The following is an 18,878-nucleotide window of genomic DNA, read 5'->3' as shown; positions in this document are numbered from 1 at the left end:
AAACAAAAGAGGTGAACCGAATGCCTCATCATCAAATGGCGTCAAAAGAAAAAAATGCCGCGGCTGATTCTGCGGTTTTACTCACATTAAGCACCATTCCGTTTATTATGGTGATCGGAAACTCGATGCTGATTCCGGTATTGCCGACAGCCGAAAAAGCACTGAATGTAAATTCATTCCAAGTCAGCCTGCTCATTACTTTGTTTTCCATCCCTGCAGCCATCGTCATTCCCGTTGCCGGGATTCTGGCGGACCGGATCGGCCGCAAACAAATTGTTTTTTACAGTTTGCTTTTATATGGCTTTGGGGGGTTGTTGGCCGGCTTTTCGTCCATCGTTCAAGGCGGATCTTACACCATGGTTTTGATTTCAAGGATCATCCAGGGAATTGGTGCCGCCGGAACCGCTCCGATTGCCATGGTCTTGTTGGGGGATTTGTACCAAGGGCAAGCCCGGAGTAAATCGCTTGGCATTTTGGAAGCCTCCAACGCATTCGGGAAAGTGATCAGTCCCATTCTCGGTTCACTCATTGCACTGATTACCTGGTATGCCATGTTTTTTATTTTTCCTCTCTTGTGTGTGCCGGTGGCCATCGCCTTGTGGAAAGTGATCGAAGAACCGTCCAAAAAAGAAAAGCCCCAACCTTTGCGGGAATACAAACAACATATCCGCCAAGTCTTTCAACGCAGGGGCTCCTGGCTTGTCATTACCTTTTTGTCCGGGTCTTTGATCATGTTCACCATGTTCGGGGTTTTGTTTTACCTCTCTGATTTCCTTGAGGAATCCTTCCGCATCGGTGGCGTGGTCAAAGGGTTTATTTTGGCCATCCCGTTGCTCGCCTTGTGTTTAACCGCATACTTCACGGGAACTCATGTCAAAGAAAAAACGCACCAGATGAATCATTTGATTGTGATCGGTTTGATCATCACCACCATCGCCACTGCGGCCATTCCCTGGTGGCCCAATGTCTATTGGCTGATCCTCTGCTCTTTTGCCATCGGCATCGGAAGCGGATTGATCCTCCCCTGTTTAAATACGTTGATCACCTCCGCCGTCGGCATGCAGGAGCGCGGTATCATCACTTCGTTATACAACAGCGTCCGCTTTTTCGGAGTGGCCCTCGGCCCGCCGGTTTTCGGCGCTTTGTCATCCCATCCGTATCTTTTGTTTCTCGGGCTGGCAGCCATATTGTTTGTCATGATTTTCCTGACCCGGAAATTTATCGACCGTCCTCAGCGGTTGCGGGGAAAAGACGGAAGAACCCGGTTGTTGCTGCGGAAAAAGAAGCTTTCGCCTGTCTGAAGTGTTACATGCGGATTCGCCGCGCATAAAAATAAGATGTAATTCATTTCAGGAGGCGAAATCCATGAATCAGTCATTATGGCCGGATGCACTCGTTTCATCCCGAAAGCGCCCGCCAAAACCCCGTCAGAACGGTTTGACCATGGTGATTGACAAGGGGTTGGGGTTGAGCGCTTTTTGCGATTTGCTCCAGCTCGCCGGCGAATATATTGATTTTCTCAAGTTGGGCTTTGGCACCGCCGGAATCACTCCGCCCGGTATCTTACGCAAAAAAATAGAACTCGCCCGGCAATCCAATGTATCCATTTACCCGGGCGGCACATTTTTGGAAATTGCCCATGCCCAAAATAAGCTCCAACCGTACTTGGAGACCCTCGCCGGATTAGGGTTTGAATGGATTGAAGTTTCCGACGGATTAATGGAATTTTCCCCGGCCGAGCGCTCCCGCCTGATCCAACTGGGGCAAGAAATGGGTTTTCGCGTCATCACTGAAATCGGAAAAAAAGCATCAGGCGTCCCCCTTGATTTGAAATCGTTTTCAAACATCTATGAACGGGACCGGGAGGCGGGAGCCGCCTTTGTGATCGTGGAAGGAAGAGAATCAGGAAAAAATGTCGGGATCTATGATGAAAACGGGCAAATCCGCCGGTCCATGCTGGAATACATCCGGAACCAAACCGATCCCGACACCATTTTATGGGAAGCCCCCCAAACCCATCAGCAAATCCAACTTCTTCATCTCCTCGGCCCGAATGCCAATCTGGGAAACATTTCACCCCATGACATCCTGTCACTGGAATGCTTGCGCAGAGGCCTTCGGGCCGATACCTTCCGGCCGGGCGACCCCCGCACTTAAACATTCATAAATCAAACCTGTCCCACATATTTTTAGTACAAACTTGACAGGACAGGGGTTAACCGAATGAATCCCGATCTTCTTTTAGTGACACTCATCATCATCGGCGTCATCGGACGATCGCCGTTGATCGCAACGGCATCCAGTTTGTTGCTCATTCTTAAATTGATTCATTTGGAGCGGTACTTCCCTGCTTTGGAACGAAGAGGGCTGGAATTCGGATTGTTATTTTTAACCATTTCCGTTTTGGTTCCTTTTGCTTCCGGACGAATCCAAAGCAAAGATGTTCTATCCGTTTTTATCACGCTTCCCGGGATTTTGGCACTCATTGGCGGGGCCTTGGCTACATATATGAACGGAAAAGGATTGGACCTTTTAAAAGTGGATCCGCAACTCATCGTGGGGCTTGTGATCGGCTCCATCTTCGGCATTTTGTTTATGCGCGGCATTCCGGTCGGCCCTTTGATGGCCGCAGGAATCACGGCTTTTTTGCTCCGGCTTTTGAAATGGCTTTTTTGAATACGGTAAAAAAGATTGCAACCGGTTTGATCTTTCACTAAAATAAAAGTACATCATTTTCAAAAAAATCAAGGAGGCGGAAAGGATTATGAAAAATCTGCAAATTGCGGACGTGTTTCCCCTGAAAAAACCGGTGATCAAACAGATCCATCAAGGCAAGGCCCCTGTAGGCAAATTAAATCCTTTCCGCCCCGATGACGGATAAATTCTTCTTTTGCTGGGACTTTTATCTCCAAAAGAAGCCATGGGTAAGGATTTTCTTGCCTGTGGCTTCTTTTTCTTTTTATAAGGGGGAGTACTGTGCGAATTCGAGATTGGGACCAAAATTTAAAAGTCCGGCTCTTCGGAGAAGGGCTGATTCACATCCTTTTTTGGATGTATATCCCGTTTATGTCCATATTCTTCGCCGACGCTTACGGGAAAAAAACCGCCGGGATCTTGTTGATTCTGTCGCAATTGGTCAGTGTCCTGGCCAATCTGGCCGGAGGTTATTGTGCCGATCGCTACGGACGGAAAAAAATGATGGTTATCGCCTCCGTCGGGGAAGCCGTCACCTTTTTCTCCTTTGCATTGGCCAATTCGCCTTGGTTTTCCTCACCGGGTTGGTCATTTGTCTGCTTTACCGTTTTAGGGGCGTTTCAATCCATTTATTGGCCGGCAAGTCACGCCATGATCGCGGATGTGGTGGCCGAAGAGAACCGGAACCAGGTTTTTGCCACCTTTTACACCGCGTCCAATCTGGCCGTGGTCGTCGGACCGGTCTTGGGCGGATTTTTCTTTTTTCAACACCGGTTTGAATTGTTGCTGGCATCGGGCCTGGCCACTCTGTTTTTATCTGTTTTGATCCAAAAATATGTCCGGGAAACGGCCCGGCTCCGGGAAGGAAACGCCCCTGCGTCCGGAAACGGGAGATGGATTGCATTTGCCAAACAAAATTTGCGGGACTACCGGATTATTTTTTCCGACTTTAACTTCATGCTTTTTATCCTGGCAGGCATCCTGGTTTCCCAAACCTTCATGCAACTGGATTTGATCATTGCCGTTTATGTCACAGAATCCATTCCGGTTCAAACCCTGCTTCAATGGGGTTCTTTCAAAGTCGAAACGGGAGGCGCTGGATTTTTCAGTTGGCTGATTACGGAAAACGGTTTGATGGTGGTTCTTTTTACGGTTTGGATCACCAAAATGATCCGCTCTTTTCACGAAAAGAACGTTTTTGTCACCTCGTCTCTGCTGTACGGCCTTTCCATGATTTTACTTGGCATGACACATCTGTGGTGGCTCGCCTTTTTGGCCATTTTTATTTTTACCATCGCTGAAATCCTGGTGGTCGGATTGCAGGACAGCTTTATTTCGAAACTGGCTCCGGAGTCCATGCGCGGACAATATTTTGCCGCGGCCAGTCTCCGGTTTTCCATCGGAAAAACCATTGCTCCCGCCGCCATTCCCTTGTCGGCATGGGTGGGATATCCGTGGACCTTTGCCATTTTGGGTTTGATTGCTTTTACCGGGGCATTTATGTATCATCTCATGTTCCGGAACTTACGGCATCGTCCGCTTCCGTCCGGCCATCTAAAAAAACGGGGATCCCAAAAAGCGGTGTAGTCCGGAAAGAACCGGTGTCCGGGCGGAGATTAGAAACGCCATGAAGATAAAAAAAGCGGATGAGATGTTCATACTCTGAGCATCCATCCGCTTTCTGCCTTCTTCAGGAAAAAAATCCGCGCCGTGTTTTATTTTTTTTCTTCTTCCATCCGCTTCATCATTTGCTGCCAAACCGTTCCGCTGGCTTCTTCTCCCCGCTTAATGCGTTCCAAAGCCATTTGGGCTTGTAACCGCACTTCGAATTCGGCGTCATTCACAGCTTCTTCCAAAGCAGGAATCGCGCTTTCATCGCCGACCTCAAACAAAAACCGGGCGGCACGCCAGCGCACCAGTTTGTTCGGATCTTTCAACGCTTCACACATCGCCGGAATGGCTTTGGGATTCCCCAGATCCGACATCGTATCGCCGGCTGTGCGGCGGACAATGGCCGATCGGTCCTTCAGGGCTTCTTCCAGATACGGAAGCACCCGCTCATCTTCCAAAAACCCGAGATACACCACGGCCAGGCGGCGAATTGCCGGCTTTTCGTCTTTCAGCGCTTTTTCCAGCAAATCAAGATCCCCGAGTTCCGGTTCAAATTGTTCCAAAGCAGCATACCGTTTTTCCCACTTTGGAGAAGTGAATGCTTTTTCCACTTCTTCCCGGCTGATTCCTTTATCTTTTGTCTCCGTCTCCCCGGAAAACGCCCGTTTCACCAGATTTTCCAGCCGCTCTTTGTCATAGGCGGCAGAAATTTCTTCCACGATTTGGTTTCCGACTTCTTCAATCTCCCCGTATCGCGGCTTTTGTTCAACCCATTGCCGTTCAAAAATCAAATTGGAGGTCGTTCCCTGGACTTTCATCACTGCTTCTTTAAAGCGATCCGGCAATCCAAAACGATACTCTTCCCCGTCTTTCAACAGTTTCACTTGCATGGGGATCTCTTTCAACTTTTGAATTAAAACCGTGATTTCCCCGAAAGAAGACGATTCTTCCTCCACCGTTTGTTCACTCTGTCCTTCACTTTTGCCTTCGGCCTCCCCGAGGATTTTGCGCGCTTCGGCCAAAACCGCCGGCCAATCCGCTTTGGGATGCCGTTCCAAAGACAAAAAGTCCGATACCTGAAAAACGCTTGTCACTCCGTCAATCGCCAGCAGCTCCCGGATGTGGTCCGGCGCTTCATCCGCTTTCTTCTTGGAAAAATTGTAACTGACTCCGTCCGGAAGCGCCTCATCCATATTTAACTTCATCACGTTGGGACTGGGGGTCGGTTCAATGGATACGATCCTCATGTTATCCCATCCTTTGCTTCAAATAATCCTTTAAAAAACGGATAAAACCCCCATAGCAAAGCTACAGAGGTCTCATCTTCCCCTCAGGCACGGGATACATACTCACCACTGCGCGTATCAATGATGAGACGGTCTCCCTCATTGATGAACAAGGGAACCTGCACGGTAAACCCGGTGGACAATTTTGCCGGTTTGCTTCCGCCGGTGGCCGTGTCTCCCTTGATTCCGGGTTCGGTTTCCACCACTTCCAACTCCACGGTGTTGGGCAATTGGATTCCGATGGTTTCCCCTTTGTAAACCATGATTTGGATGTTCATGTTTTCTTTCAAAAAGTTGAGTTCATACTCCAGCCGTTCCTTCGGCAAGGTGATTTGCTCATAGGTTTCGTTATCCATAAAGGTATATTCGCCGCCGCTTTCATACAAGTACTGCATTTCACGTGTTTCCACCATCGCGCGGGGAACTTTCTCACCAGCCCGGAAGGTGCGTTCCTGGATGTTTCCATTTCGCAAATTGCGCAATTTGGAACGGACAAACGCCGCGCCTTTACCCGGCTTCACATGTTGAAATTCCATCACTTGCCAAACATCGTTGTCCAGTTCAATGGTTAATCCTGTACGAAAATCGTTGACACTGATCATCCTTCTTTTCCTCCCAAACTTTAATGAATCATGATGATTTCTTTGGAAACGTTTGTGATGTTTTCATATCCGGATTCGGTAACAATCAGATCGTCTTCAATCCGAACGCCACCCAAATCAGGAATGTAAATACCCGGTTCAATGGTGATCACCATTCCCGGAACCAGTGCTTCTTCTCCCCTCGTGGAAACGAGCGGCTCCTCATGGACTTCCATTCCCAAGCCATGGCCGGTGCTGTGTCCGAAATAATCTCCATAACCATGCTCTTTAATGTAATTGCGGGCGATGGCATCCACTTCTTTCCCGGTTTTGCCGGGTTGAACCCCGGCAATCGCCTTTTTGTTCGCTTCCAGGACAATTTGATAAATTTCTTTTTGTTTCTCGGTGGGTTTGCCCATCATGACGGTGCGGGTGATATCGGACGCATATCCTTGATAATAAGCTCCGAAATCCAATGTGACAAGATCCCCTTTTTCAATCACTTTGTCACTGGCAACCCCGTGGGGGAGAGCCGAGCGCCAACCGGATGCGACAATGGTGTCAAAGGAGGAAGAAGTTGCCCCGTGTTCCCTCATGATCACTTCCAAACGCAGAGCCACTTCCTTTTCCGTCATACCGGGGCGGATCTGTTGCAAGATCTGTTCAAAAGCACGATCCGCAATTTTGGCCGCTTCTTTGATCAGCAAAAGCTCCTCGGGTTCTTTGACCAGACGAAGCTTTTCGATCAGTCCGCTGACCGGCTCCAGGCGGATGGAATTCAACCGTGCCTTCAGCTTGGACACTTGGGCATAGGTCAAATGATCCTGTTCAAAAGCCAGCTGTTGAATCCCCAGTTTTTTGCAGCAAGCCGCCACCTCATCGAAAATGTTTCCTTCGTGCCGGACCAATGTATAATCCGGACATTGTTCTTTGACTTGGGCCACATACCGGAAGTCGGTAATGAACATAGCTTCTTTCTCCGTCAGCAAAGCAACTCCCGCCGTTCCCGTGAAACCTGTCATATAGCGCCGGTTGATTGGATGGCTGATCAGAATGGCTTCCAGGCCTTTTGCCGCCATCTCTTCGCGCAAACGTTGAATTCGCCGTATCATCCTGTTCCCCCTTTTTAACGGATAAACGCCCCGCAATTGGTGTTATGTAGATATTCGTATTGTACCACAGAGGAGAAGTCATTTCTTCGCAATATTATATTTTCCCATGATCCCGTTTTTTTGTCTACGTTTCTTCCCGGAGAAGAGGAAAACCCCTTTAAAAATCGAATTGTTTAATCAAAAAAGTCTGGGAGGGATCCTCATTTTGCTCCGTTTTTTTTCCACCCTTTTTATTGTTTTACTTGTCTTGTCCTTTATACCTTCCGCTGTCTTTGCCGCAAGCGCCTCCGTCAGCCACAAACGGTTCATTTCTCTTGCATCCGGACTTCACCATGGAAACTTTGACGGCACTTTTTACGACGGTGTTGCGCTTCGTTTACATCCCGCTCATCTCAAACAAGGAACGGACACATCCGGAAAATACCATTCCGGCACTTACTATTACGGTACATGGACTTCTCCTGTGATTAATGAGAATTTTCTTGAATCGATCGCCTCATGGGAAGCCAACACCCCTTTAAACACTTGGATCGAAGTGGAGCTTCGCGTCCAAAGCGGAAACCGCTGGAGTTCGTGGTACAGCATGGGGGTTTGGCATGAAAACGACCTTCCTTTCCGGCGCCATTCGGTCAGCGGCCAATCAGATGAATTCGGACGGGTTTCTGTTGACACGCTGGTTTTAAATCAGACGGTTTCAGCCGTTCAAGCCCGGGTCACCCTCTTTACGACCGAGCCCGGCCGAAGCCCCGTCCTGACTTCCTTGGGCCTCTCGGTTGCCTCCGGCAAAGATGAGCCCGGCCAAGTGCCCGGAACCGGCTTGACCAGCGCATTGGATGTTCCCATGCGTTCCCAAATGGTTTATCCGGACGGCGGAGAAGTCTGGTGTTCCCCCACCTCTGTTTCCATGGTGATGGCTTATTGGGCAAAAGTGATGAATCAACCCGGTTGGGATCAACCCGTACCACAGGTTGTCACAAAAGTGTGGGATTATGTTTATGACGGAGGGGGAAACTGGGCTTTTAACACGGCCTATGCCGCTTCGGCAGGGCTGGAAGCCAAAGTGGTGCGGCTGAAAAGCCTGGCGGATGCGGAACAATGGATCGCACACCGTGTCCCCGTCATCGCCAGCATTGCTTATGGCAAAGGGGAACTGCCCGGGAGCCCGATCCCCTCTTCCAACGGGCATCTGCTGGTGATTCGCGGTTTTGACGAAAAAGGGGATGTCCTGACCAATGACCCGGCCGGCCCTAGCGACGGGGAAGTCCGCATCACCTATCCGCGCGAAGCATTTGAAAAAGCTTTTCTCAACCACTCCAACGGCACCGTCTACCTCATTTACCCCAAAGGTTGGGACATTCCGCAGGGGGACCGTTGGTAAGATTCATTCTCTGTCTATTTACTCATTTGCCCAATTCAAGTTAGAATGGACTCCAAACGGCAAGAAGCGGACCGTCCGGTGGCGTGTCCGCCTCTTCGTCCGGCATTCGTTCTGTTTCTGTGAACATTCCATAAAAACAAGGTGGTGCACCCTTTCGTGTCCGAAAACAAAATCGCTTATGGCGGACAAGCCGTCATCGAAGGCGTCATGTTCGGCGGCCGTTATGCACAAGTCACGGCAATCCGGCGGAAAAACGGAGAAATTGAGTGCTTTGAAATAGAAAAAAATGAAATCGCTTGGCTGAAGCCGCTGAAACATCTTCCATTCATCCGCGGGCTGGTTTCGCTGATTGAATCCAGCGCACTGGGGGCCAAACATATGCAATATGCCTCCGAAAAGTATGATCTGGATCATCTGGATCCCGAAGAACTGGAAGAAACAGAAGAAGAGCCGAAATCCGGATCCAAATGGGAAATGATCGTGAGCATCACCCTCATCGGGATTTTGTCTTTTCTGATCGGGAAGGTCATCTTCACCGCTTTGCCCGCTTATCTGGCAAGCATCCTGTTTGACCGTTTCACCCAAAATCTCATCGTGCAAAACTTGATCGAAGGTGCCATCAAAACCTTTTTGCTGTTGGGCTATCTCTGGGCCGTTTCCCAAACTCCGCTTGTCAAACGCGTTTTTCAATATCACGGGGCGGAACACAAAGTGATCAGCGCCTTTGAACACGGAGAGAATTTAACCGTGGAAAACGTGCAAAAATATTCCACGCTTCATTACCGGTGCGGAAGCAGCTTTTTGGTTTTCACCATTATCATCGGAGTCATTGTCTATTCATTTTTCAGTTATGACAATGTATGGGAAAGAATCGGAATCCGGATTCTTTTGATTCCGGTGGTGATCGGATTATCTTATGAATGGTTAAGATTCACCAATTCTCTGCGCCATTTGCCGGTTCTCAAATATTTGGGCTATCCGGGACTATGGCTGCAAAAACTGACGACCAAAGAACCGACCGATGATCAGGTGGAAGTGGCCATCAAAGCCTTTGAACGCATGCGGGAAATGGATGCGCTTTTGGAAAAACAGAAAACACCCGCTTCCCCGTTGAAACCCCCGGTGAACTCTCCAATACATTAAAAGGAGGCTACAAAGTGCCAAGGCGAACGCAATTTCCATGGTATTATCTGATTTTGGGGCTTGCCGCCATCGGTTTGATCTCTAGACTTGTCCATTCTCCCACATCTTTTATCATCCCGGTGCTTGTCATCGGGTTGGTCTGGTATTTTTACAAGGCGCCTCCCCGCTGGTTCATCCGCCTCGTCAGCCCTTCCCGCCCCCGCGCCTCTAAAAAGCCGCCGAAAAAAAAGCGTAAAAAACACCGGTTTCAAGTCATCAACGGAAATAAAAAATAAGTCAGGCCCTCATCCGCCGGGGGCCTTGACTCCGGGGTGGATTTTAAAATATTCAGACTTGTTTTTGTCAGCTTCCCGCTTGATCCGTGCGTTTTTTCCGGAGACTGTTTCGCTTGCCCCTTGCTTTCAAATATTCGTCGAATGTCCAATGGTTGAAAAAGAGTTCGGCCGCTTTGACCCCGGACAAGAACAATTCCCTCTTTTTTTCTTTCGATAATGAAAAATCAGTCAATTTGACATCCAAGGAAGGAACCTGGATTGAACGCACTTGCTCCAATTCCTCAATATAACGGTTGTCATGGGCCTCCAACATGGTAAAAAACAGGGAAAGCAACATGGAAAACGGACCGGAAATCTTGTTAAACTCATGATCTTTTTCGGAAAACAACCGGAAACCGAAAGTGGGCCAACGGGGATTCTCCTTGTCAAACAGCCAGACCGGAAAGTTGCTCAACACGCCTCCGTCGACGATGTAGCAAGTCTCCCCTGTCGGTTTGTACGTTAATTTCACCGGATCAAAAAAGAACGGAATGCTGCAACTCATGCGAACCACTCTGGCCACCGAAAAATATTCCGCCTGATAGCCATAATCCTCCAAATCCCGTGGCAAGACCAACAGTTGTCCCCGCGTGATGTCTGAAGCAATGATGTGAAGCTCCGTTTCCCGGGATAAGTCTTTAAACGTATATACCCCTTTTTGCTCGAGGAGCCGGGCAATCCATTTCTCTAATTCATTCCCGGAAAACAATCCTTTTTTAAACCACAACCGGATGGCGGATCCCACATACGGCAAATATTCCGGCCATTTCGGGGTCAAAAAATCACTGAAATCTTTTTCCATCATGATTTCAGCCATTTCTTGGGCGGTGTAGCCGGAAGCAATCAACGTGGCGATGATCGAACCAGCCGAAGAACCGGCAACTTTTTTCCAGCGATAACCGTTGCTTTCAGCGACAGACAAAGCCCCCACCAGCCCGATTCCTTTGACACCGCCGCCTTCAAACACAGCATCAGCCCACATACGATCCCTCCTGAAAAAATTCTCCTTTTCCCATAAATATGTCTCTCAGTTGAAAAAAACCCTGGAAACATGTCCAAGGTTTTTAGGGTTTTGAATCCACTTGCTCTTCTTTTTTCAACGAATGGAGAAACTTGACCAATTCCGGATTCTTTTCCAGGTACTCCACAAGGTTTTCGATGCATGTGATCGAGTCCCAGCTCAAGTGATGTTCAATGCCCTCGACATCCTGATAAATTTTATCTTCACTGACTCCGATCAATCGCAAGAATTGTTCCAAGAGATCATGCCGGTCCATTAAGCGCTTTCCAATCTTTTTCCCTTTCGGCGTGAGAATCAAACCACGATATTTCTCATAAACCAAATATTTATTTTGGTCCAGTTTTTGCACCATCTTAGTTACAGAAGAAGGGTGAACCTCTAAAGCCTCGGCGATATCCGAAACCCGTGCATAACCTTTTTGTTCAATCAACTTATAAATGTTTTCCAAATAATCTTCCATGCTTGGTGTAGGCATGAAGAGGCCCCCTATCTATCCTTATTCATACACGCACAATGCCGCTCGATCGTTTTGACCAGCTCAACACCCAAACTCTTCAAACGCCTTTCCAGCTTTTCGTCTTTCAACGAGCCATCCGGATGAAATGCCTGGTAAGCCTGAGGAACAGACGGCATGGATGGCAACGGCCAGGCATGCAATGTCCGGCAGATGATGTTTAAGGTGTTTAAGGTATTGGTGGCTCCCAAGGCTCCTCCCGAAGTTCCCAACAGTGCAACAAATTTTCCTTCCAATTCTCTCGCTCCGATAAAATCCAGTGCATTTTTCAACACACCCGAGACCGAACCGTGATATTCAGGGGAAGCCAGGATATATCCTTCAGCTTCCAACATCTTTTGTTTAAACCGGTGAACATTTTCCGGATACGTCGATTCATCGGAGCGGGCATCATAAATGGGAAGCGGATACTTTCGCAAATCAAAGATTTCCACTTCGGCTCCGGTTTGCCTTGCAGCTTCAGCCACAATCGCCACTGCTTTGTGGGTGGTCGAATCTTCCGTCAAGCTGCCGGGAACAGCCAAGATTTTCACCATATCAGCACCCCCGTCATTTCTATGTATCCTCTTGCCATTGATGTCCCTTGAAAAAGACCTGTATTGTTTCATTTTAGCACGTTTCAGTATACCTAATTCATCCGATCTTTTCTACAAAAACAAAAAGCTATCTCTTAAAGAGTAGCTTTTTCTGAAAAGCGAAAACATTATACCTGTCATGGAACCTTTCCGTCAAATGTCATGCGAAGCCAAACGGATATAATCCACAAACAACAAGCCTTTTCTGAGCAAGAACACCACCGAAACATACCGGGCGTTTAAAGGAGGAGACGGGACAATGGTAAAATACGAATACCATTTGTTTCCCAAGTAAGGAGGACGAATGAGAAGCGGAGTGGATCGGATCATCTGCCGCTTTTCGTCTAAATAAGCAACCGCGGCATACAACTCTGCTTTGCTTTGCGGAGGGGTCACGTTCAGCAGGCGAAAGTACAGATAATAAGCACAACCTCTTTCGAAAGGACCGCGAATGGTCTGTTTCAAGATGGAATCGCCCCCTGCCCTCGTTGCCCCCATCCACATGGAATAATCCCCGGCGCGAAGAGGGTTTTTCATCCGGCGTATCCGTTTTCCCGTCCATGGAGCACTTCCTTTTTGAAAGCCTCCGTTGATTAAAATATTCCGTCCGGAACATGCCATCTTTGCCAGCCTCTTTTCTGTTTCAGATCAATTCATTGTATTCTCCTTTCTCCAAGATGGTGCAGGCTCATTCTTTTCTTTATAGAAATATAATAAAAATACTTCAAATGAAAGGAGGGTTGGGATTCTCCCCAACCCTCCTTTCTCTTGATCACTATAATACAATGAAAGGAGAAAGCGATAAAATGACAGCGAGCCAAACAGTAAAAATTAAAGGGGATGGATTGAATTTTTATCAATTTTCAGCTGTTGTTTTTAAAAAAACCCCGGTTACATTGGACAATGAAGCCATCAAACGGATGCAAGCTTCCCGGGATTTTGTCAAGCGGTTGATTCAAAAAAGAGAAGCGGTTTACGGGATCACCACCGGATTTGGCCGGTTATGCAGCCGTTTCATCGATCCCGGCCAGGCTTCACGGCTTCAACACCATTTAATCCAAAGCCATGCCTGCGGGACGGGTGAACCGCTTTCGGAGCCGGTGGTTCGCGGAATGATGCTACTTCGGATCAACGCTTTGGCCAAAGGTTATTCCGGAATCCGCCCTTCCACGGTGCAAGCTCTGGTGACGTTGTTGAACCGGGAAGTGTATCCGGTCATCCCTTCGCAAGGGTCGCTCGGTGCCAGCGGAGATCTGGTCCCTCTCGCCCACATGTGCCTTCCGCTTTTGGGAAAGGGGGAAGTCATGTATCAGGGAAAACGAAGGCCCGCGTCGGATGTATTGAAAGAAATCGGCCTGTCGCCGCTCAAACTGGAAGCCAAGGAGGGGCTGGCCTTCATCAATGGAACGCAAATGATGTGCAGCCTCGGAGCCTTGGCCGTAATGGAAGCCAAAAAACTTTTGCTGGCTGCAGACATTATTTCTTGCATGACTTTGGAAGCATTGGAAGGCATCCCGCATGCCTTTCATCCCCGCTTGCAACAAGTGCGCGGGCAATCCGGCCAAATGGTCACCGCGGATAACTTGCGCAAACTGCTTCAAGACAGCGAATGCATCAGCAAGCCCGGGAAAAAACGGGTTCAGGATGCCTACAGTCTTCGTTGCATCCCGCAAGTGCACGGCGCTTCCAAAGACGCCTTCCATTATGTCGAAAAGATTGTGCTCCGGGAAATGAATGCCGCAACCGACAATCCGCTTCTTTTCGCTGATGAAGAAGAAGTCGTCTCCGGAGGGAATTTTCACGGGCAGCCCCTTGCTTTGGCTTTGGATTTCTTAACCATGGCGATGGCCGAGATCGCCAACATCTCCGAACGCCGCACGGAAAGGCTCGTCAATCCGCAACTCAGCGGTCTCCCTGCGTTTTTGGTCCCGAACGGGGGCTTAAACTCCGGTTACATGATTTTTCAATATGTCGCCGCTTCCCTGGTTTCGGAAAACAAAACCTTGGCGCATCCGGCCTCCGTCGATTCCATCCCCTCCTCCGGCAATCAGGAGGACCACGTCAGCATGGGATCGATCAGTGCCCGAAAATGCCGGCATGTGATCGAAAACACCCGCAAAGTGCTGGCCATCGAATATCTGTGTGCCGCCCAAGCCTTGGAATTTCAGTCGAAAAAACCGGGCAGAAGCACTCAGCTGGCTTACGATCTGCTGCGCCAATCGATCCCTCCCTTGGAAAAAGACCGGGAAGGTTACCGGGAAATTGAATGGGCCGACCGCCTCATCCAAAGCGGACAACTGACCGATTTGATCCAAAGCCGGATCAGGCTGGAAGTTTGATCTGCAAATAAAAAAGCAACGGACTTTCCTGTTCCGTTGCTTTTGCGTCATCAATCCCAAATCTTCACCGGGCAAAACCCGACGGCATCGCATGAAACCAAGCGCAATTCGATTCCGTCGACATTTCCTTCCATCGCGTCTTCTTGCGCCCTGCCGTGCAAATGACCATAAACGCACAGTTTCACGCCATATTTCTTCATGAGATCCATAAATCCCGATTCGCTGGCCATCGGCGTGACCGGAGGATAATGAAGCATCACGATTTTTTCTTTATCCGGATGTTCACGCTCCGCCATGCCCAAAGCGATCTCCAGCCTTCCCACTTGGCGCTCATAAATTTTCCGGTCTTCTTCTTCGTTGTAAAACTTATCTCCCGGCAGCGTCCAGCCTCTCGTGCCGGCAACCACTTTTCCTTCCACCAGCGTATAATCGGCATCAATCCACTCCATGCCTTCCGGGAGCATCTGGCGGACTTTCTTTTTGCTCTGGGCGTAATAACAATGATTTCCCGGCGACAGCACTTTTTTGCCGGGAAGCTGATGGATCCAGCCAAAATCGTAACGGGCCACTTCCAGTTTCATCGCCCAGCTGATATCCCCGGGAATCAAAACGGTATCTTCCGGATTGACAGTATTTAACCAATGATCGCGAATTTGATGATAGTGCCGATCCCATCCAAACACATCCATCGGTTTATCGATGTCTTTTTCCGGATCAATGTCATACAAACTGACTTCCCTGTTAAAAGATAAATGCAAATCACTTAATGCGTAAATGGCCAATCATCTTCACACCTTTTTCTTCTTGTAACGGTTTGTCGGTTATGATTGTATAATACAAAAACCCGGTCACTTGAGCAATTTTTCACAACAAACGGAAGAAAAACACCTCCCGCATCGGGAGGTGTTTTTTTGGTGATCAGGAGCAACCGGTGGTGGCACCGCAATCCAGGCAAACATAACAGGATCCGTTCCGTTTGGTCATTCCGCCACATTCAATGCACAAGGGGGCTCCACTGCTGGCACGGATGGCATCGAGATTGCTGTTTTCCACGGACGCGGCCGACAGTTGGGATGATTCTTTCCGTTCCTCATCTGCCTTCGCTTCCTTCACTTCCTTCGCTTCCGCTTCCGCTGCATCAGCGGCCGTTTCTTTCTTCTCCTTGTTCAGGTAACAGCGCAATTCTTCTTTCTTCGGCGGGACTTGAACAAAATCCGTTTTTCCCAGATATTCCATGCCCAATAAACGGAAGACGTAATCAATCACCGAAGTGGCCATTTTGATATTGGGATGGTCCACCATTCCGGCTGGTTCAAACCGGGTAAACGTCAACGAATTGACATATTTTTCAAGCGGCACCCCGTATTGCAAGCCGAGAGAAACGGCAACGGCAAATGCATCCAGCATGCCCCGCATCGTGCTTCCCGCTTTGTGCATATCAATAAAGATTTCTCCCAGCGAGCCGTCTTCATATTCCCCGGTGCGCACATAGATCTTCTGCCCGTTGATTCTTGCCTCTTGAGTGAATCCGTCCCGTTTCCGCGGCAACTGGCGACGGACACCGGACACACGGCCTTGGGAAACCGCTTGTCTTGACTCAGGGCCGGCAGACAGCGCCTCTTCTTCCGCGGCTTCCTCATCGTTTTGATCGTCCCCTTTGGTATTGAGCGGCTGGGAGCTTTTGGATCCGTCCCGGTACAAGGCCACGGCCTTCAAGCCCAGTTTCCATCCTTCTTCATAAGCATGGAGGATGTCCTCAACAGTGGCACTGTTCGGCATGTTAATGGTTTTTGAAATGGCTCCGCTCAAGAAAGGCTGTGCCGCGGCCATCATCCGCAGATGTCCCATGTAGTGGATAAAGCGGGTGCCATGTTTTCCGCATGGATTGGCCGTGTCAAAAACCGGGTAATGCTCTTCACGCAGATGTGGCGCTCCTTCAATCGTCATCATGCCGCAAATCACATCATTGGCTTCATCGATCTGTTTCTTGGTGAAGCCCAACGACCTTAAAACGTCAAAATCCGGTTTTTCATACTGCTCGGGTGAAAAGCCCAAACGTTTTAAGCAATCATCCGTCAATGTATAACGGTTGAAAGCAAATGAAAGCTCAAACACCGTCGGCAGGATTTCTTCCACCCGGTTCAGATCTTCATCGGTAAACCCTTTTTGTTTCAAAGTTTCACGGTTGATGTGAGGCGCATTGTCAAGCGATAACGTGCCCGTTACATAAGTGAGAATGTCGTCGATTTGTTCTTTGCTGTAACCCAGCTTTTTCAAGGCCGGGCGGATGGAATGGTTGGCAATTTTAAAGTATCCGCCGCCGGCCAGCTTTTTAAATTTCACCAACGCAAAATCCGGTTCGATTCCCGTTGTGTCGCAATCCATCAACAGCCCGATGGTTCCGGTCGGAGCCAAGAGGGTTGTTTGCGCATTGCGATAACCGTATTTTTCTCCCATGGCAAGGGCTTCGTCCCAAGCAACCCGGGCCGCTTTCAACAGATATTCCGGGCAAACTTTTTCATCAATGCCCATCGGCTTGACTTCCAGGTTTTCATATTCCTCTTCCGGTGCATTGTATGCCGCACGGCGATGGTTGCGAATCACCCTGAGCATATGCTCCCGGTTTTGCGGGAATGCTTTGAATGTCCCCAACTCTTTGGCCATTTCCGCCGATGTGGAATAAGCCACCCCGGTCATGATGGCAGTGATTGCTCCCGTAATCGCCAAGGCTTCTTTGGAATCATAGGGAATGCCGGAAATCATCAGCAACGTTCCGATGTTGGCATATCCAAGCCCCAAGGTGCGATACAAATAAGAAAGCTTGGCGATTTCTTTGGACGGATATTGTGCCATCAACACAGAGATTTCCAGAACAATGGTCCACAAACGGCAAGCATGACGGAAAGCGGGAATATCGAACTTGCCGGTTTCGGCATCAAAAAATTTCACCAAGTTCAACGAAGCCAGGTTACAAGCGGTATTATCCAAAAACATGTATTCGGAACAAGGATTGGAAGCATTAATCCGGTTGTGCCTTGCCCCGAGTTTTCCGTCCATTCCGGCGGGAGTGGTATGCCACTCATTGATGGTGGTGTCATATTGGATTCCCGGATCCGCACATTCCCAAGCGGCTTTTCCGATTTGTTCCCACAAGGAACGGGCCGGGATTTTTTTGCACACTTCACCGGTCGTCCGGTACGTCAGCTCCCAGTCTTCATTGTTTTTCAGTTTCATGAAGAACGAATGGGGAACCCGGACCGAGTTGTTGGAATTTTGCCCGGAAATGGTTTCATAAGCTTCTCCGTTGAATGAGGAATCATATCCGGCTTGAATCAATGCTCTGGCTTTTTTCTCCTCGACCAATTTCCAATTGATAAACTCTTCAATATCCGGGTGATCAATATCCAGGCACACCATTTTCGCCGCCCGCCGGGTGGTGCCTCCCGATTTGATCGCCCCGGCTGCGCGGTCCCCGATTTTAAGGAAAGAAAGCAGTCCGGATGAAGTGCCTCCGCCTGACAAGGTTTCCCCTTTCCCGCGGATATTGGAGAAGTTGCTCCCCGTACCGCTTCCATATTTAAACAACCGTGCTTCCCGCACCCACAAATCCATGATTCCATTTTCATTGACCAGATCGTCTTCCACCGAAAGAATAAAGCAGGCATGCGGTTGTGGACGTTCATATGCACTTTTCGATTTCTTCAATTCTTCCGTTTTGGGATCCACATAATAATGGCCTTGCGGTTTTCCGGTAATGCCATAAGCATAACTTAAACCCGTGTTAAACCATTGGGGGGAGTTTGGCGCGGCCATTTGGTGCAACAGCATGTACACCAATTCATCATAAAAGGCCTGGGCATCTTCCTTCGTATCGAAGTATCCGTGATCTTCCCCCCATTTCCGCCAGCATCCGGCCAAACGGTGCACAACTTGTTTGACGCTTCTTTCCGGTCCGAGAACTTTGTTTCCATTTTCATCGAGGATTTCATTTCCCTCTTCATCCGTTTGGGGCACTCCCGCTTTGCGGAAGTATTTGGAAACCAAAATATCGGTGGCAACCTGCGACCAATCCTTCGGAACTTCGGCACCCTTCATCTCATAAACAACCGTTCCGTCCGGATTGGTGATACGGCTGTCCCGTTTTGTATATTCAATCGTGTCATATGGGTTTTGGCCTTTTTTGGTGAAGTACCTTGTGATCTTCATTGTTTCCCTCTCTTCTTTCTACTATATGTAGTATCAAAAACAGTATAATACTACTATATATTGAAAATCAAAAGACATCAAATAAAAAAATAGTGAAATATCTT

17 protein-coding genes and 1 pseudogene are annotated in these 18,878 nt (G+C 48.8%); 8 read left to right on the top strand and 10 right to left on the bottom strand.

The window, feature by feature from the left end; translation table 11 throughout:
* The first annotated feature begins 20 nt into the window (after positions 1-20).
* From ATH33_RS02680 to ATH33_RS02665, 4 genes are all read left to right on the top strand, one after another.
* Complete coding sequence (locus ATH33_RS02680) at positions 21-1,301, top strand: MFS transporter (protein WP_049719935.1); 1,281 nt, start codon at positions 21-23, stop codon at positions 1,299-1,301.
* Between the two features lie 64 nt (positions 1,302-1,365).
* Positions 1,366-2,157 carry a phosphosulfolactate synthase gene (gene comA, locus ATH33_RS02675; protein WP_037993877.1) on the top strand — a complete coding sequence of 264 codons (792 nt, stop codon included), beginning with the start codon at positions 1,366-1,368 and terminating at the stop codon, positions 2,155-2,157.
* A gap of 66 nt (positions 2,158-2,223) precedes the next feature.
* Positions 2,224-2,676 (top strand): DUF441 domain-containing protein, encoded by a 453-nt coding sequence (locus ATH33_RS02670; RefSeq protein WP_037993879.1) that lies wholly within the window; start codon positions 2,224-2,226, stop codon positions 2,674-2,676.
* A 300-nt stretch (positions 2,677-2,976) separates the two neighbouring features.
* Complete coding sequence (locus ATH33_RS02665) at positions 2,977-4,281, top strand: MDR family MFS transporter (protein WP_037993882.1); 1,305 nt, start codon at positions 2,977-2,979, stop codon at positions 4,279-4,281.
* 128 nt (positions 4,282-4,409) lie between these two features.
* Here ATH33_RS02665 and ATH33_RS02660 read toward each other — a convergent pair whose 3' ends face one another.
* From ATH33_RS02660 to ATH33_RS02650, 3 genes are all read right to left on the bottom strand, one after another.
* Positions 4,410-5,552, bottom strand: a complete 1,143-nt coding sequence (locus tag ATH33_RS02660) for a conserved virulence factor C family protein (protein ID WP_049719932.1) — start codon at positions 5,550-5,552, stop codon at positions 4,410-4,412.
* Between the two features lie 83 nt (positions 5,553-5,635).
* Entirely contained in the window at positions 5,636-6,193 is a 558-nt protein-coding gene (efp, locus tag ATH33_RS02655) for an elongation factor P (RefSeq protein WP_062842950.1), read from the bottom strand.
* Between the two features lie 20 nt (positions 6,194-6,213).
* A complete protein-coding gene (locus tag ATH33_RS02650) occupies positions 6,214-7,281 on the bottom strand; it encodes a M24 family metallopeptidase (RefSeq protein ID WP_062843073.1) in 1,068 nt (355 codons plus the stop codon).
* 208 nt (positions 7,282-7,489) lie between these two features.
* Here ATH33_RS02650 and ATH33_RS02645 point away from each other — a divergent pair, with 208 nt between their 5' ends.
* The 3 genes from ATH33_RS02645 to ATH33_RS02635 all read left to right on the top strand — a co-directional run bounded on the left by ATH33_RS02645 (position 7,490) and on the right by ATH33_RS02635 (position 10,080).
* Complete coding sequence (locus ATH33_RS02645; protein ID WP_170151221.1) at positions 7,490-8,662, top strand: C39 family peptidase; 1,173 nt, start codon at positions 7,490-7,492, stop codon at positions 8,660-8,662.
* Between the two features lie 207 nt (positions 8,663-8,869).
* A complete protein-coding gene (locus ATH33_RS02640) occupies positions 8,870-9,805 on the top strand; it encodes a DUF1385 domain-containing protein (RefSeq protein ID WP_049720039.1) in 936 nt (311 codons plus the stop codon).
* A 14-nt stretch (positions 9,806-9,819) separates the two neighbouring features.
* A complete protein-coding gene (locus ATH33_RS02635) occupies positions 9,820-10,080 on the top strand; it encodes a hypothetical protein (protein ID WP_037993889.1) in 261 nt (86 codons plus the stop codon).
* A gap of 67 nt (positions 10,081-10,147) precedes the next feature.
* Here ATH33_RS02635 and ATH33_RS02630 read toward each other — a convergent pair whose 3' ends face one another.
* From ATH33_RS02630 to ATH33_RS02615, 4 genes are all read right to left on the bottom strand, one after another.
* Positions 10,148-11,101 carry a patatin-like phospholipase family protein gene (locus ATH33_RS02630; RefSeq protein WP_037993891.1) on the bottom strand — a complete coding sequence of 318 codons (954 nt, stop codon included), beginning with the start codon at positions 11,099-11,101 and terminating at the stop codon, positions 10,148-10,150.
* 82 nt (positions 11,102-11,183) lie between these two features.
* Positions 11,184-11,615: a transcriptional regulator MntR gene (mntR, locus tag ATH33_RS02625; protein ID WP_037993892.1), complete on the bottom strand. Its 432-nt coding sequence runs from the start codon at positions 11,613-11,615 to the stop codon at positions 11,184-11,186.
* 11 nt (positions 11,616-11,626) lie between these two features.
* The gene (locus tag ATH33_RS02620) at positions 11,627-12,190 is read right to left on the bottom strand and encodes an NADPH-dependent FMN reductase (RefSeq protein ID WP_206759950.1); all 564 of its coding nucleotides are present in this window, start codon (positions 12,188-12,190) and stop codon (positions 11,627-11,629) included.
* Between the two features lie 192 nt (positions 12,191-12,382).
* Positions 12,383-12,850: a hypothetical protein gene (locus tag ATH33_RS02615; protein WP_121874029.1), complete on the bottom strand. Its 468-nt coding sequence runs from the start codon at positions 12,848-12,850 to the stop codon at positions 12,383-12,385.
* Positions 12,851-13,035: 185 nt separating this feature from the next.
* On the opposite strand from ATH33_RS02615, the gene hutH reads away from it, so the two are divergent.
* Positions 13,036-14,568, top strand: a complete 1,533-nt coding sequence (gene hutH / locus ATH33_RS02610; RefSeq protein WP_121874028.1) for a histidine ammonia-lyase — start codon at positions 13,036-13,038, stop codon at positions 14,566-14,568.
* Between the two features lie 50 nt (positions 14,569-14,618).
* Here the strand turns inward: hutH and ATH33_RS02605 are convergent, their stop codons facing one another.
* The 3 genes and pseudogenes from ATH33_RS02605 to ATH33_RS13935 form a co-directional block, all read right to left on the bottom strand.
* A complete protein-coding gene (locus ATH33_RS02605; protein ID WP_037993900.1) occupies positions 14,619-15,350 on the bottom strand; it encodes a metallophosphoesterase in 732 nt (243 codons plus the stop codon).
* A 136-nt stretch (positions 15,351-15,486) separates the two neighbouring features.
* Positions 15,487-16,056 carry a TSCPD domain-containing protein gene (locus ATH33_RS13985; protein WP_441351329.1) on the bottom strand — a complete coding sequence of 190 codons (570 nt, stop codon included), beginning with the start codon at positions 16,054-16,056 and terminating at the stop codon, positions 15,487-15,489.
* 219 nt (positions 16,057-16,275) lie between these two features.
* Positions 16,276-18,777, bottom strand: a pseudogene (locus ATH33_RS13935) (vitamin B12-dependent ribonucleotide reductase); the annotation flags it as partial.
* Positions 18,778-18,878 lie beyond the last annotated feature (101 nt).

Source organism: Thermoactinomyces vulgaris (assembly GCF_003688725.1).
Lineage (GTDB): Bacteria > Bacillota > Bacilli > Thermoactinomycetales > Thermoactinomycetaceae > Thermoactinomyces > Thermoactinomyces vulgaris.
The sequence above is the reverse complement of the archived record's forward strand: the minus strand, read 5'-3'. Positions and strand labels throughout refer to the sequence as shown.